This window comes from Desmonostoc muscorum LEGE 12446, assembly GCF_015207005.2.
GTDB lineage: Bacteria > Cyanobacteriota > Cyanobacteriia > Cyanobacteriales > Nostocaceae > Nostoc > Nostoc muscorum.
Genome location: NZ_JADEXS020000001.1, coordinates 370,092 through 384,251, shown reverse-complemented (window position 1 = coordinate 384,251; position 14,160 = coordinate 370,092). Strand labels below are relative to the sequence as shown.

At 40.5% G+C, this 14,160-nt stretch carries 15 protein-coding genes; 7 read left to right on the top strand and 8 right to left on the bottom strand.

Annotated elements, in window-relative coordinates; all coding sequences use genetic code 11:
* Positions 1-41: 41 nt before the first annotated feature.
* Complete coding sequence (locus IQ276_RS01645) at positions 42-1,088, bottom strand: sulfonate ABC transporter substrate-binding protein (RefSeq protein ID WP_193913918.1); 1,047 nt, start codon at positions 1,086-1,088, stop codon at positions 42-44.
* Positions 1,089-1,173: 85 nt separating this feature from the next.
* Positions 1,174-1,929 carry a dienelactone hydrolase family protein gene (locus IQ276_RS01640; protein WP_190876532.1) on the bottom strand — a complete coding sequence of 252 codons (756 nt, stop codon included), beginning with the start codon at positions 1,927-1,929 and terminating at the stop codon, positions 1,174-1,176.
* Between the two features lie 548 nt (positions 1,930-2,477).
* Here IQ276_RS01640 and IQ276_RS01635 point away from each other — a divergent pair.
* The 3 genes from IQ276_RS01635 to IQ276_RS01625 all read left to right on the top strand — a co-directional run bounded on the left by IQ276_RS01635 (position 2,478) and on the right by IQ276_RS01625 (position 4,017).
* Entirely contained in the window at positions 2,478-2,921 is a 444-nt protein-coding gene (locus tag IQ276_RS01635) for a GNAT family N-acetyltransferase (RefSeq protein WP_193913920.1), read from the top strand.
* A 75-nt stretch (positions 2,922-2,996) separates the two neighbouring features.
* Positions 2,997-3,407: an ACT domain-containing protein gene (locus tag IQ276_RS01630; protein WP_193913922.1), complete on the top strand. Its 411-nt coding sequence runs from the start codon at positions 2,997-2,999 to the stop codon at positions 3,405-3,407.
* A gap of 67 nt (positions 3,408-3,474) precedes the next feature.
* The gene (locus tag IQ276_RS01625) at positions 3,475-4,017 is read left to right on the top strand and encodes a GNAT family N-acetyltransferase (protein WP_193913923.1); all 543 of its coding nucleotides are present in this window, start codon (positions 3,475-3,477) and stop codon (positions 4,015-4,017) included.
* Positions 4,018-4,121: 104 nt separating this feature from the next.
* On the opposite strand, the gene IQ276_RS01620 is transcribed toward IQ276_RS01625, so the two are convergent.
* Positions 4,122-5,612 carry a DUF3131 domain-containing protein gene (locus IQ276_RS01620; RefSeq protein WP_190876528.1) on the bottom strand — a complete coding sequence of 497 codons (1,491 nt, stop codon included), beginning with the start codon at positions 5,610-5,612 and terminating at the stop codon, positions 4,122-4,124.
* A 336-nt stretch (positions 5,613-5,948) separates the two neighbouring features.
* Here IQ276_RS01620 and IQ276_RS01615 point away from each other — a divergent pair, with 336 nt between their 5' ends.
* Positions 5,949-6,308 (top strand): S-adenosylmethionine decarboxylase family protein, encoded by a 360-nt coding sequence (locus IQ276_RS01615; protein WP_193913925.1) that lies wholly within the window; start codon positions 5,949-5,951, stop codon positions 6,306-6,308.
* 248 nt (positions 6,309-6,556) lie between these two features.
* Here the strand turns inward: IQ276_RS01615 and IQ276_RS01610 are convergent, their stop codons facing one another.
* From IQ276_RS01610 to IQ276_RS01590, 5 genes are all read right to left on the bottom strand, one after another.
* Entirely contained in the window at positions 6,557-7,426 is an 870-nt protein-coding gene (locus IQ276_RS01610; protein ID WP_193913927.1) for a DUF350 domain-containing protein, read from the bottom strand.
* The gene (locus IQ276_RS01605; protein ID WP_193913929.1) at positions 7,423-8,478 is read right to left on the bottom strand and encodes a lipid II:glycine glycyltransferase FemX; all 1,056 of its coding nucleotides are present in this window, start codon (positions 8,476-8,478) and stop codon (positions 7,423-7,425) included. The genes IQ276_RS01610 and IQ276_RS01605 overlap by 4 nt, the downstream gene beginning before the upstream one ends.
* A gap of 154 nt (positions 8,479-8,632) precedes the next feature.
* A complete protein-coding gene (locus tag IQ276_RS01600; RefSeq protein ID WP_235115348.1) occupies positions 8,633-10,066 on the bottom strand; it encodes a spermine/spermidine synthase domain-containing protein in 1,434 nt (477 codons plus the stop codon).
* A gap of 7 nt (positions 10,067-10,073) precedes the next feature.
* Positions 10,074-10,718, bottom strand: coding sequence for a DUF4178 domain-containing protein (locus IQ276_RS01595; protein WP_193913933.1), 645 nt, complete (start codon positions 10,716-10,718; stop codon positions 10,074-10,076).
* A gap of 150 nt (positions 10,719-10,868) precedes the next feature.
* Positions 10,869-11,189: a 2Fe-2S iron-sulfur cluster-binding protein gene (locus IQ276_RS01590; RefSeq protein ID WP_193913935.1), complete on the bottom strand. Its 321-nt coding sequence runs from the start codon at positions 11,187-11,189 to the stop codon at positions 10,869-10,871.
* Positions 11,190-11,322: 133 nt separating this feature from the next.
* Here IQ276_RS01590 and IQ276_RS01585 point away from each other — a divergent pair, with 133 nt between their 5' ends.
* Genes IQ276_RS01585 through IQ276_RS01575 form a run of 3 tightly spaced genes read left to right on the top strand, consistent with a single transcriptional unit; the run spans position 11,323 to position 14,062 of the window.
* Positions 11,323-11,604 (top strand): hypothetical protein, encoded by a 282-nt coding sequence (locus IQ276_RS01585; RefSeq protein ID WP_235115347.1) that lies wholly within the window; start codon positions 11,323-11,325, stop codon positions 11,602-11,604.
* Positions 11,605-11,663: 59 nt separating this feature from the next.
* A complete protein-coding gene (locus IQ276_RS01580) occupies positions 11,664-13,061 on the top strand; it encodes a tetratricopeptide repeat protein (RefSeq protein WP_235115346.1) in 1,398 nt (465 codons plus the stop codon).
* Positions 13,058-14,062, top strand: a complete 1,005-nt coding sequence (locus tag IQ276_RS01575) for an aldo/keto reductase (protein WP_193918289.1) — start codon at positions 13,058-13,060, stop codon at positions 14,060-14,062. Before IQ276_RS01580 ends, IQ276_RS01575 begins: the two co-directional genes overlap by 4 nt.
* Positions 14,063-14,160: the final 98 nt, after the last annotated feature.

Below are 14,160 nucleotides of genomic sequence, written 5' to 3'. Positions count from 1 at the left end.
TACGAATTACGAATTACGAATTACTTAGTCACTATCTAATGCTATTTCTGACTAATAGTTTCCGGTGTGATGGCTGCATATTGTTCAGTAGTCAGCATCGCTTCCTGAATATTTATAGATTTAGGAATTATTTTTTCTTGAGCAAATAAATCGGCAATTTTCTGTTGATTCTCCATGATTTGTGGAGTAATTGGTCTTAAACCGTAATTTCGTCTTTCAACCATTGTTGTTAAAATATCTTGATCAATTTTCAGATGAGGAGCAATAAGTTTTACAGCTTCCGCTCGATTTTTGTCAGCCCATTGACCTGTGTTATCTACTTCCTCAAGGATTAATCGCACTAATTTGGGATTTTCTGTAGCAAACTTTCGCGCCGCCATGTAATATCCACCTTGAGTAGAAATGCCGCTAGCATCTCTCAAAACACGGGCATTTGCCTTTTTTTCTGCCACTGCTAAATAAGGGTCCCAAGTTACCCAGGCGTCAATTTTTCCTTGAATAAATGCATCACGAGCTTCCGAAGGAGGTAGACTCAAGGCTTGAATATCACTATATTTTAAACCACCTTCTTCTAAAGCTTTGATTAATAAATAATGTGAGGCAGAACCTTTTTGAAAAACTATTTTTTTACCTTTGAGGTCGGCTAAAGTCCGAATCGGAGAATTATTTTGAACTACAATGCCGCTTCCTTTACCAGTGCTGGGTTTGTTACTAGCAACGTAAACTAAAGATGTACCAGCAGCTTGAGCAAATATTGGAGGAGTTTCGCCTACAGAACCAATATCAACTCTACCCACATTCATCGCTTCCATCAGTTGTGGACCGGCGGCAAATTGCGCCCATTCTACGGAAACACCTAAAGGTTGTAAACGCTTTTCAACTAATCCTTTGAGTCTGACAATATCCCCAGAACTTTGATATCCCATGCGAACAACTTTAGCTTGAACACCAGTAGTTTTATTTTCTCCTTTTGGGGTTTCCACTGAGCAACTAACTAAGGTTGTTGAGATTGTTAATAATCCAGGTAAGACGAATAGGGAAAACCGTTGAAAAATTTTTACTCTTGGTTGTTTGAAGGCGGTAATCATGGATGTGATGCTTGATTTTTATTTGTTATGTTGATTTGTAGGGGCGCACAGCTGTGCTACCCTACGGTGTACGGTGTATTGCTTTTTAAACAGTTTGCAGCTGAAGATTCTTTTGGAAAAGTTCTACAACGTTTTTCCAAGCATCAGCAGCAGCTTCGGAATTATAGCTAGCGCGATGGTTGCAGAAAAAGCCATGTCCTGCTCCCTCGTAGCGGAAGATTGCATGGGGAATATGATATTTTTTTAATTCAGCTTCAATCTGTTGTGTGTGTTCTAAGGGAATTCCTTGATCTTCAAGACCGAAGAATGCATAGATGGGGCTTTTAATATCGGGAGTGCGTGTGATGGTTGGTTCTCCACCGCCGGGAGTTGAGTTTGTAATCCCACCACCATAAAAGGAAGCTGTAACTTTAATATCTGGTAATGTGGCAGCTAAGTAAACGACGTGGCCACCAAAGCAGAAACCTATGGAACCGATCGCATCTGCTTGCACATTTGGGAGAGCTTTCAAATAAGCGATCGCAGCCTGAACATCACTCAATATTTCGTCTGCTTTGGTCTGCTCCTTATATTGTCTCCCTTTTTGGATATCTTCAGGATTGTATCCAGCCTCGAAACCGGGAGCAGTGCGTTGAAATAAAGTCGGAGCGATCGCCACATACCCCTCTAGGGCAAATTTCTCGGCGACTTCCCGAATGTGTATGTTTACCCCAAAGATTTCCTGAATCACAATCACCGCTGGGAAAGTTCCCTTTTTTGCTGGCTCAGCTAAGTAAGCGTCAATTTGTAAATCACCGTTGGGGACTTTTACCTGAGTAGTGCGAATTTCTGTGTTTGTCATCGTTTGAGATTAGCTTCCAATCGCTTTTAGTTTCGTTTTTTGATGGTAAATTGAATAAAATACTTAATCTGTACCGATTTACCGTATTTTAGAAGTAGTATTTCACAAACAATGTGCAAACGCAAGTCCTGATTTGGGAAGCAAACAGGGCATGAAAACCTCGACACCCCTACACCCAATACTGTTTGGTTAAGGTAACAGACACAATAAATCGGCGTCAAGACGAAGGAATGATTATTGTAGAGACGCCGATTTATCGCGTCTTTGGAATTTAGAATTTTAATCAAAAAACCTTAACCGAACCGTATTGCCCCTACACCTCCTCAGAGGGTTGAGTTAAGGCTAGTGGTCTGTCCCATTAGTTCTGAGGGGTAAATAAGTTTGTAGTTAGGACTTTAGTCCTTGATTTTTAAGCACTGAAGTGCTTGCTACAAACTCATCAAAATTAATGGGACAGACCACTAGATCGCTTTGAGAACCCTCCTTGAGCTAATCTGAATTCAGATTCAATGAAAAATTTACACAGGAGTAGGGGGAGGAAAAGTCATATGGAAGTTTTTTTAGCTAATATTAATCATCTTGAAAGTCTGTCGATACTGTTTGATGAATACCGCGTTTTTTATAATCAGGTATCAGATATTGAAGCTGCCAAAGAGTTTCTCAAAGAACGTTTTAAGAATAATGATTCAGTAGTGTTTGCAGCTAATGAAAATGGAGAAATAATTGGGTTTACTCAGCTTTATCCGAGTTTTTCTTCAGTGTCGATGAAGCGAGTATGGATATTGAACGATTTGTATGTGAAAGAGTCGCATCGCCAGAAGGGAGTTGCAACGTTATTGATGAGTGCTGCACAAGAATATGCCAAAAAGAGTGGGGCAGTTCGAGTAATATTAGCGACTCATATTTCTAACACAAATGCCCAAAAGCTTTATAAATCACAAGGATATATCAAGGATCAAGAGTTTTATCATTACGCTTTACCATTACAGTAATAGTATAACACTCCATTGTGTGTTACTTACTCAGTTAGAGTCACCTAAATCTTTTGAGGAATTACGCCCAGATAAATGAGTGGAGAGACAGAACTATCAACTTTGATTAAAGGGATGAAACCCCAATTACAACCTGGTGAATATGTGTTTTGCACTGTACCTGTGGATCGAGTCCCAACAAATATAGAACCAGTTTGCGTATTTCGAGAAGCAGAAGGTACGACATTAATTATTACAAAACAGCAAGCGGATAAGCTTTCGATTCCTTATTCTTTTGTAGCAGCATGGATCACATTGACTATTCATTCGTCACTGGAGGCAGTCGGTCTGACGGCGGCAATTTCTCACAAGTTAGCAATAGCTGGTATAAGTTGTAATTTGGTTGCTGCCTATTATCACGATCATTTGTTTGTCAGATGCCAAGATGCACAACGTACTATGGAAATTCTCACTTTAATGAGCAAGGATGAAACACAGAAAATTTGAGGGTAATTTATGAAATTAATTACAATTTGTGAATAAAATTTCCGTTTTAATGGTGTATAAAATTGATATGGATAATTCAATCATATTTGTACGACAAAGTGCTGCCTACATAGCGAAAAAACTAAACTCTAGTGATGAAAAAATTCTTCAGCACCTTTTTGAGCAATGTACTGACTACGCCATTATGACAGATGGACATCCGCCTCTATCTTCTGCTGCCGCTGATGAATTTTTAGCTTTACCTGAAGGTAAAACTATAGAAGATAAATTTATATTTGGTTTGTTTGCTCCAGATGATACCCTTGTGGGAATGCTGGAAAGCATTCGGGATTATCCTGATGAAAAAAGTTGGTGGATAGGGTTAATGATGTTGGCTACAGAATACCGAGGGAAAGGATTAGGCTCTCAATTTTACCAAGCTTATGAAAGTTGGGTGGCACAGCAGGAAGCGCAATCTGTATTTTTGGCTGTTCTGCAAGAAAATCAGTCAGGATTCACTTTTTGGCAGAACCTGGGTTTTGAAGTGATACGCATAGCACCACCCCAGGAATTTGGAAACAAAATTCATCCGCGCTATGTGCTGCAGCGACAGGTGACTAAAGGTGACTAAAGGTAAAGTAGCATCCACAGTAATTTAATTGGACTGCACCTGTTGACGAATCCCACCCAGTAGCGCGATCGCTTTGCGCTTCATCTTTGCTAGTGCTACTTGGCTTAATTTAACTTGTTACTTCTCTTAACTCCTGCCCAAACGGTAAGCGGTTGTCCGACTTGTTTGTAAAGCAAACTCTCTAAAATCACGCCATTATTATTGGCTGTTAGAGCTTTATTCGGCTGACGCAGAGATTCATAGAAACCGTTGTACCAACCATCTTTTGACTTGAGGTTGGCTTGGACAAAATCAAATAAATTACGCGTATAAGCAGTGTTATAAAGCACGTGCCAACCGACTGATGCCTTAGCACTTAAAAAGCGCAAATCATTACGCTGTTGTCGAGTGTCTGTGATGGTAGCCCAAGGTTCTCCATTGACAAACAAACTGCTGTAAACAAAGTAAGGAGCGCGATCCAAGTTGTCTTCAGTGACGGCTGTTAATTGTTTTGTCGCTTGATAGCGAGATTCTTGAGCAGCTAAAATTCTATCGGCGTAGGCTTTAGGCAAAGCTTGAAACCCAGTTTCAATACCATCTAAAATATAAGGCTCGCTCAAAACGTAGTTATTAGCTTCAGATTTTTTATAGTCACGTCGGTCGTAAGGAATTCCTTGTCCGTAAAGATTTACAAAAGCAGTATGGGACTGATAATCCAAGGCTTTTTTAACATCCAAGCCCCAAAGGTTCAGACCATAGGCAGCATAATTCTCGTAGCCCAAGCGACCTTCTTGGTTGTATTGTTCTTTACCTTTGATGACGGCAGTACCATACATTTGCCCATTTTTGGTGAGACGCTTGACTTGCCAATGTTTCCAAACATCATTGGAGAGCGATCGCATTTGGGGATACTTTGCACCAACAATCTTTAGCCAGATTGCCATTCGCCCCAAATCAATGGCAGACCAACCAATTTCTTCCCGTTTTTCTAGTTGACCATAATTAACGGGTATGAGGGTTTTTGCGTTGTAGACCTTGTTGGGTAGTTCCTCTTTGTATAACGGCAGAGATGCCAGTGTTTTCAACATTTTGGTCATTTTGGCTTCAAATTCAGCCGCAGGCACGATATTGAGTTCTCTAGCACTGACTAAGGCGGCGATCGCTGCTGCCTGATCCCACATAGTCACCGAGGCAAAGCCATCAACAGAATTAACCAAGCCAGTTTCGTCATTCCAGTTGCGCTGGAAGTATGACCAAGCCTGACGGGCAGTTGCAATTTCTTCTTTTGTTAACGATCCTGCACCAGGGGCAACATAAGGAGTGATGGCGATGGTTAATTGGTTGGGAGCAATGGGTTCACCTGGTAAAACCACAGATGTAGCGTCAAGTTTGGCAATTGTTTCAGTTTCTTGAGCAGTAAAAGGAGTGCTTTGTATGGGTTCCTTTGGTTGTGAAGCAGCTTGGGATGTTGATATTTCAGGTTTTTCTGGAGAACTTCGAGAAAGTTGCCCAGACCAAAAATTAAAACCAGCGATCGCGATGACAGCAGTCACCACTCCTCCTACGGAAGCCAGTATGGACAAACTTTTAGGTGGGGGTTGAAAATCAGAACTCATACGGTTTAAAGCCTCATTTTATGAATTACAGTTACTTGCGTAATCTCACCAGACTTTATTCTTCCCAATTTTGAAATCTGATTAACGTAACGGATTGTGTTGTCATAACAAATCTTTTTTTCTTCCATACCGGATGTAGTTGCTCTCAAACCTAAGAGTGCCTAGTCTGTTGAATTTTATTTTTTACTCAGCACTCAGCACTGTTTCGGTGAAGCGGTGAAATCAATGCGAAATAACGAATTCCAGAGTATCCTGTAGTCTAATATCTAATGGTGAAGCTGTCATGCTTCAAAAATACAATATTTTGCGATCGCACTTGCCGAATGTGGGATAGAAGTGATTAATTCTCATCATTTTTCTGCAATTTTGCCAGCTTCTCAGGCTGTTTTTAGTTGGAAAACAGCAGATTTTATCGAAATTTTAAAAAATGCCGCCCAAAAAGCTGAACTGACGGTTATTGGTGAACTTGCTTTTGCATTCCAACCGCAGGGAGTTTCAGCAGTTATCTTGCTAGCAGAATCCCATATAGCATTACATTTTTGGCCAGAGGAAGCAAAAGTCACAATTGATATTCATATATGTGACTACCAAAAAGATAATTTTGAAAAGGCTCTCATTCTCACCAAATTACTGACAATAGAAATCAGTGAATCTGATAAAATTGCTGATTGGAAGTATTTATTTATTAGTAGTTGACAGGTAAATAAAACGTCATAATTCCGAATTATGAATCAGAGGTTGGGTAGAAGAACGAAACCTAATCCAATACGGTTCGGTTACAATACGGTTCGGTTAAGGTTTTTTGATGAAAATTCTAGATCCAAAGACGCGATAAATCGCAGTCTCTACAAGGATAAATCTTTCGTCTTGACGGCGATTTATCGCGTCTGGTGTCTTAACTGAACCGTATTGAAACCTAACCTACGCAGATGAGCAGCTTCTACTTAAAAGCACCAAGCAATCAAAAATGAAGCTGCAATATAGGCAAAGGCTTCAATTAAACCTGCGCCAATATTTGGTATTTCTTGATTAACAATTTCGTCAGAAATTTTCACACCTGGAACTAAAACTAAATCTGCTAACCAGCGAATTCCTACTAGCGAACCCAAGCAAAACAATAGTATTAATCCATATTCAGTGAAACTGATAATCCAGCTTTCAAACTCCCCAGAAAAAGCGACTCGCGCAATATTACCTGTTGCAATCAGTAAACCCCCCAAAGCTAAACCAGCCGCTGGGTTATTGCGCTTTTCAATTTCTGCAAAGACATTGTATTTCGTGACGCGGGGATAAATGAAACTCACCACAACGAGGATACATAATCCAATTAACCAACACACTAACCCCACCAACCAACCACCACTTTCACCAGCCAAAGCTGCATTTAAAATTAATCCGTTGGCGATATGGTTTCCTGCTTCTACGCTAGCTGCACCTATATTGCGATCTTGGATAATTTCTCGTTCACAACTAAAGTGGCGCAGGATTAATTTATCTCCTACCCATGCACCAGCTAACATCAATAAAATCACCGTTGCGCCGTAAGTTGCTAAATTCAGTGCTTTATCTTGCCAATTAACTGCGGTTTCTCCTAGAACGCCACCCAAGGCAATGACAATACCAAAATAGTAACCTACTAATGCGATCGCAACAGCTGGATTATCTTTGACAAACAGTTCTAAATTCAACTCCATTCGCCGCCGAAACAGCTTTTGATAAGCTAACTGTCCTACCCAAAATAAGCCAAATCCCACTGCTAATTCTAGTAAAATTACTCCTGATTGAGTAAGTCCTTTGATTAATATTTCATTCATTTACTATCCCCTACCAGGTTTTGGAATAAGCTAATTAGCGTATCAGCTAACTGGTCATAAAAAAAGTAATCATGAGCGCCTATAGTAGTTACAGCTTCGCCACCAAACTGACTTTTAAATTGAGAAAACTTTGCATAGCCATGATTAGGATTATGAGTAAAACCATATAAATCATAAAATTCACAACCCCGTGTTTTTGCCCTTTGCATTGCTTCCCAATGTAAGCTGTAATTTGCCATCATTTCTCGATGTACTAGACTGCTGCCGCCATATAAATAAGTAGCAATATCACCACAATATACTACTAAAATTGCTCCTAATATTTCTCCTTCCCAAGTAGCTAAACCAATTTCTGCCATGTTGGCTGCAAACAATGTTTGGCAAAGATTGATAAAAAAGCCGTAAGGTTCGCCAAAAAACTGCTGACGCTGTACGGTTTCCCAGAATAAATCATAAAATAAAGGAATTGCTTGGGAATCATTTCTAAATTGTGTGTTCACGCCGTAGCGTTGACTTAGCCGAATATTGTAGCGTCCTTTTGGCTTCATCGCTGCTAATATTTTGCTGATATCTGGGCGTAAATCAACTAATAAAGTTTCACATGGTAATAAATCAGCAGGTGCGCGGACGAAACCTTTTAAGCAATCTGGTTTTTCTCTCCATAGCGGTTCAATACGAAGTGCGATCGCACCTATTTCTTGAGCTAAAATTTTGGCTTTCTCTAATAATAGTTGCATTCCTTGGGTTGGGTCAATTTCTGGTAATATCGGCCCACCAGGAGCAATCAATAAATTTGCTTTATTAGTATGGGGATACAAATAATAAATACATCCTCCGACTAATTCGTTATTGAAAAATAATCCATAGCGAAAGGTTTTATATCCTTCTAATTCTTTAAAATATGCCCAACTATTAGTTTGCATAAAACAACTATATTGAGCAGCTTTTATCAGCGAGTCCCAATCCTGATTTTCTTGATAATTTAATTCTCTGATTGTTAGTTTTAAGGAATTTTGCTCGAAGTTATATTTTATTCTATTATTGATTTTCATAGGTTCTAAATTACTATGATTTGGACTCCTTGGCTAAAAACATATGTTTAATATTTTTTAACGAACCGCCAAGTACGCATTCGCGCAGCGTCTCGTCAGAGAAGTACGCAAAGAAAGAGAAAAAATAATCATAAGTATTTAAGCTGATTCGATATTATTCATCTTGTGATTTGGAAAATAGGCTAGCTAGCCAAAAACCGCCTATTCCAGTCAATATAAAACCTAAAAATTTCGTATTAAAGCTATCATCAGAACCAGAGCTGCTACCACTAGAATAGGAACCTTTAGCAAATACTGTATCTGGTGCCACTAAGTTGGCCATTAACAGCGTCACTGATAGCAGTGTAATAAATTCAGCCGTCTTAGGAGGTAGTTTTGCCAATGGTTGATTTGAGTTGATTTTATCAGCTAGATTTTTCAGTTCATTAGCAATTTGTGGAGGCAATTCTTGTGCCCTTGATAACAGGCTATTCAAGAGTTGCTTGACATCTATTTCTGTTAATAATTCATTGAGATGTGCTAACCATGATGATGTCATTTTTGGGCTATGATAACGATGACGTGCTGGTAAAAGTCGATTGATATCTGGTGATTTTTTAGAATTTACTTCATAAGAATAAATATTTTCTAGCCAAAACTGGGCAACTGATTCCAAATCGAGTGAATCAGATCCTCCTATTTGTACTGATATTGTGTCTTCAATGGTGAGAAAGTCGATATGTTTACCAGACGTAATCGGTAACTTTTCTTGGTTTGATGACTGATTTAGCAGATAATAGAACAACTGAGGACTTTCTAAAGTGTGAATCGTTACTTGGTGGCGATCGTCAGCGATCGCACTTTCAAAGATAAAAGCTTGTAGTAGCTGTTTATGAGTCAGAGACTGTAAATTATCGGGTAGAAAAATTGTCTCTATTTCATTTTTTGTAATCACCTGGGGTGATGCTAGAAAGAAACCCCAATTACCATAACCATGCCAATGAAATGATGGAATATCTAGCTGTAAAGGTTTTGTAAACAAATTTGCCGATCGCAGTGTTTGATATAAACACCAAAAACCTGCTGTATTTTTTTCTGGAGAAACGCCATTAGTACAAATTACTCCAGCAGGTATCAGAACGCGATTGATTTCTTGAAACCATTCACGACTGTAGATTTTTGTTTCCTCTGGGGAATTAGGATAGGTAAAATCACAAATTACAAGGTGATAATATTCATCTGGCAATCCTGAAATAAACTCGAAGGCTTCTTGAGCATATACAGTAACCTTGTTGTTTTCTAAACTTCCCAAATTATAAGGTTTAAATACAGTTTTTGCCAGTTCTAAAACTTCTGGATTGTAATCTACTAAATCGATTTTTTCAACTTGTTCAAATCGTAATGCATCCCTGGTTGCTAATCCATCACCTCCTCCACAAATTAGGATACGTAAATCTGTTTGAGGAAATCTTTGCATTGCCAAAGCTACAGCAGGAACCACCAAATATTCATGATATATTGCTTCATCAGCGGTATGAAATTGTAAATCTCCATTTATATAAAACGCAATACCATGTTCATGCTGTTCAATAAATAAGGAAATAGGCATTTGTAGTTTATCCAAATATCATTAAGAAAAGTCCGACAAACAAGATAATAAACGCTATTATGAATTGAATAGTTTTGGCTATAAGGCTAGTAATGCTCTGCTGTTTTAATTCCACATTTTTCTGAATCTTGGAAAATTCTTGAGGCTGTACTATTTGGGTAGAGTAAATATCTAACTTACCATCAGGAAAAGCTTCTATAGCTAAATTTATATGATGGTCTTGATCCCAATAATCCCAAGTGATGCGAGATGTTGTTTCTTCTTCCGCTTCATAGCTTCCTTGGGTTTGAGATTCAAAGTAATAGGGTTTGTGAAAAAGTAGCAATTCTGGATATGGGTTAGCTAGTGATTGCATCTCTTGCCATAGTCTAGGAAGTATATTTTCCTGGGAATCTGGTAGAAATATGCGACAATTTTGCACCGGGTTAGCAAGATACCAAGTTACATCATATTGGGCGTTATCTGGATCAAATTCTCGCAGCAAGTAATATTCCGATCCCCCCTTTGAAGTCAACAACCACTCATCAGTTTGATAACCTTTAGAATCTTGATAAGTGCTGTAATCTTCTATATCCCAATCGACACCGTGATATGTGAGGCGATCGCCTGGACGCAACTCTTCAAGTAGAGTTTGAGTAACAATAGTAGCCATACAAGCTTAATTAGATAAAAGGCACGAGGCAGCAAGCAAAAGGTAAAAGCTATTCAGGAAGCTGATTTCACTGGTTTGCATTTTACGTTTAATTATCTCCACCTAGTTGGAGGCAACTGTAATTTTAACAACATATCTGATAAATGCACATCAGCGACGACCTTTAAAGGGATTAATGTAAAGTTGATCTTGGCACTCTACACCCACCTCAAACTTGCAATCTGAGCGGGGATAGGCAATGCAAAGCAAAACATAACCCATCGCCTCTTGTGCAGATTTAAGTGCGATCGCCTCAGACTGATCAACTTCACCCTCAATTAGACGCGCTGCACAGGTAATGCAAGCACCGTATCGACAACCCACAGGTAAGCGCAAACCCGTGGCTTCTACAGCATCTAAGATGTACTGACTTTCTGCCACCTCTACAACGAAGTTATGGCGATTAAGAAGCTGCACTCGGTAACTTTTCATGGCAATCACAGCAATTTTCAGGTAATATCATGTCCGCTTGATTACTTATTAAAACCTAAGAACCCCACCCCGCCAAAGCTACGCTTTGTCTCCCCTCCCCGCTCTTCAGGAGGGAATTAAGGGGTGGGGTGCAATGCAATACTGCGTAGGTTTTGGAATTTCTTGGTTGAGGCAAGCTGTTCTTGATCAGGGGAAGAAATCGAGGCTGGCGTTGAGTTTTGCCTCCCCTGCCTCCCCTGCCTCAAGAGCTTATCCGAGCAGTATTGGGTATACACTTGAACTTCAACCCTCAATTCGCCACGATTTTACGCAAAGCTGTACTTACTTTCAAGAAAAGCGATCGCCATCACAGCATTTTTTATCGGAAATTCTTCATCTAAAAATTAACTCCGGTTACCTGATTGAGATACAGTAGTTTATAACTTAGCTTTTGCAAAGTAACCCTTGTAGCTGTGCAATGCTCTGGGAAAACCAATGGTCAAAGATTCATTTGGACTCGAAATTACTACCGATTCATCAGCTGCGATAGATGCCATCAATAGCTTTGTGGATCAATTATTCAGCGTTGGCAACGATGCTCAAGTTATTTTCAAAGCAATTGAGGCAGATCCGGCTTGTGCGATCGCCAATGCTCAAGTTGCCGCATTTTACTTGTTTGCTGGTGGCTCTGTTGGCTTAACCCAGGCAACATCTTATCTGAATGTGGCCAAAGCAAACCTCAAAAGAGCCAATGAGCGCGAAAAACTTTACGTTGCAGCAATAGAAGCTTGGGCAAACCGCGATATCCAGCAAGCGATCGCTTATCATGAAGCGATTACTGATAGCTATCCCCGCGATTTAGCCTCAGTGCATGTAGCCCAGTATCACTATAGAAATACTGGTAACAGTCAGGGGCTGCTGCGGATTGCCGAAAAAGTTTTCGCCGCCAATCAAGACAACCCCTATATCTACGGGATGCTGGCATTTGGGCTAGAAGAGTGCCATCGGATACCAGAAGCAGAAACATATGCCAGACTTGCGATCGCCCTGAAACGAGATAACCGTTGGGCACACCACGCCATTGCTCATGTGTTAGAAACCTCAGGACGCCTGGAAGAAGGGATTACCTTAATGGAAAGTCTCAGTGATACTTGGGAATCTGGCAGTTCGGCTTTTTATGGACATCTTTGGTGGCACACATCCCTTTACTACCTGGATATTGAAAATTTTGCCAAGGTACTGGAAATATACGACACCCGCATCTGGGGACGTGCCAAAAAAGACAGTGGGCGTGAGCAGATAAATGCGATCTCTCTGTTGCTAAGGCTAGAGTTACGCGGTGTAGATGTGGGTTCGCGCTGGCAAGAACTTGCTGGCTATTTGCAACCACGACTACACGAACATGTCCTGGCGTTCTTGGATTTGCAATACATCTATGCACTGGTGCGGGGTGGTAAAGAAGACTGGGCGGGTGAAATGTTGGAGAGTATGCAACGTCATGTTGATAAAGTATTACCCTATGCTAGACGTACTTGGGCAAAGATCGGAGTACCTGCGGCTAAGGGGATGATAGCTCATGCTCGTGGAGATTGGAACAAAGCGATCGCTCAATTAGAGCCGGTATTGCCAGAGTTACAATCCACGGGTGGATCTCATGCTCAACGAGACTTATTTGAGCAAATTTATCTTGATGCTTTAATACGCCAAAGGCAGTATCACAAAGCCTTGAATGTTCTGGAAAAACGCCAAGCTGCCCGCAACAACATTCCAGTAATTCAGCGGGAATTAGCTAAGACTTACAGCCAAATAGGACGCACCGATGAAGCACATCGAGCTTCCCAACTGGCTTTAAAACTATCACAACGTTATCAAAAAGTAGAGCAAACAGTATGACCACATACGTAAATCTCGGAAAAAGTGGACTGAAAGTATCGCGCATTGCTTTGGGCACCATGACTTATGGCGATCGCAAATTGCGAGAATGGGTATTAGAAGAAGAAGAAAGTCGCCCTTTTATCAAGCTGGCTTTGGAGTTAGGGATTAACTTCTTTGACACCGCCGATGTTTATTCCTTAGGTGTCAGCGAAGAAATAGTCGGACGAGCATTAAAAGACTTTGCCAAAAGAGATCAAGTTGTAATTGCTACCAAAGTTCACGGCAAAATCGGTGATGGTCCCAACGATCGCGGACTATCTCGCAAACATATTTTTGATGGCATTGATGCCTCATTGCGGCGGCTACAGACCGATTATGTGGATTTGTACCAGATCCACCGTTGGGACTATGAAACACCAATTGAGGAAACCCTAGAAGCGCTGCACGACCTGGTAAAAATAGGTAAAGTTCGTTACCTGGGTATATCGAGTGTTTACGCATGGCAGTTTGCCAAAGCCCTTTTCCTAGCCGATCAACATGGTTGGAATCGCTTTGTATCCATACAAAACCACTACAACCTCGTTTATAGAGAAGAAGAAAGAGAAATCATACCTCTATCTTTAGACCAAGGAATTGGAATTATTCCCTGGAGTCCCTTAGCGCGAGGCTTTTTGGCTGGTAATCGCAGCAAAGAAGACTATGGTCAAACTGTGCGGGCGAAAACCGACGAATTTGCCCACAAACTCTACTATCAAGATTCAGATTTTCAAATAGTCAATCGCGTCGTCGAGTTAGCCCAAAAACGCGGCGTCAAACCAGCACAAATAGCCCTAGCTTGGTTATTACATCAACCAGGCGTGACAGCCCCAATCATTGGCGCTAGTAAGATAGAACATCTCAAAGAAGCAGTTGAGGCTGTGGATTTGCAGCTTTCAGATGAAGAACGCAAATACTTGGAAGAACCCTACACACCCCATACCATTTTAGGGCATCAGTATCCCGCAGGGAATCGCGTGTAGGCAAATCGCTGGATTGGGGAGTGGGGAAAAGAAATTTTCATGACTCCTTGTGATGTCAAGTTGGGATAATCACTTACTATTCAAAACTCCCCGTGTCC

Coding starts and splice junctions, on each gene's coding strand:
- IQ276_RS01590 (WP_193913935.1), bottom strand. CDS start 11,189: ATGAAAAGTTACCGAGTGCAGCTTCTTAATCGCCATAACTTCGTTGTA.
- IQ276_RS01595 (WP_193913933.1), bottom strand. CDS start 10,718: ATGGCTACTATTGTTACTCAAACTCTACTTGAAGAGTTGCGTCCAGGC.
- IQ276_RS01645 (WP_193913918.1), bottom strand. CDS start 1,088: ATGATTACCGCCTTCAAACAACCAAGAGTAAAAATTTTTCAACGGTTT.
- IQ276_RS01620 (WP_190876528.1), bottom strand. CDS start 5,612: ATGAGTTCTGATTTTCAACCCCCACCTAAAAGTTTGTCCATACTGGCT.
- IQ276_RS01610 (WP_193913927.1), bottom strand. CDS start 7,426: ATGAATGAAATATTAATCAAAGGACTTACTCAATCAGGAGTAATTTTA.
- IQ276_RS01625 (WP_193913923.1), top strand. CDS start 3,475: ATGGATAATTCAATCATATTTGTACGACAAAGTGCTGCCTACATAGCG.
- IQ276_RS01600 (WP_235115348.1), bottom strand. CDS start 10,066: ATGCCTATTTCCTTATTTATTGAACAGCATGAACATGGTATTGCGTTT.
- IQ276_RS01605 (WP_193913929.1), bottom strand. CDS start 8,478: ATGAAAATCAATAATAGAATAAAATATAACTTCGAGCAAAATTCCTTA.
- IQ276_RS01580 (WP_235115346.1), top strand. CDS start 11,664: ATGGTCAAAGATTCATTTGGACTCGAAATTACTACCGATTCATCAGCT.
- IQ276_RS01575 (WP_193918289.1), top strand. CDS start 13,058: ATGACCACATACGTAAATCTCGGAAAAAGTGGACTGAAAGTATCGCGC.
- IQ276_RS01635 (WP_193913920.1), top strand. CDS start 2,478: ATGGAAGTTTTTTTAGCTAATATTAATCATCTTGAAAGTCTGTCGATA.
- IQ276_RS01640 (WP_190876532.1), bottom strand. CDS start 1,929: ATGACAAACACAGAAATTCGCACTACTCAGGTAAAAGTCCCCAACGGT.
- IQ276_RS01630 (WP_193913922.1), top strand. CDS start 2,997: ATGAGTGGAGAGACAGAACTATCAACTTTGATTAAAGGGATGAAACCC.
- IQ276_RS01585 (WP_235115347.1), top strand. CDS start 11,323: ATGCAATACTGCGTAGGTTTTGGAATTTCTTGGTTGAGGCAAGCTGTT.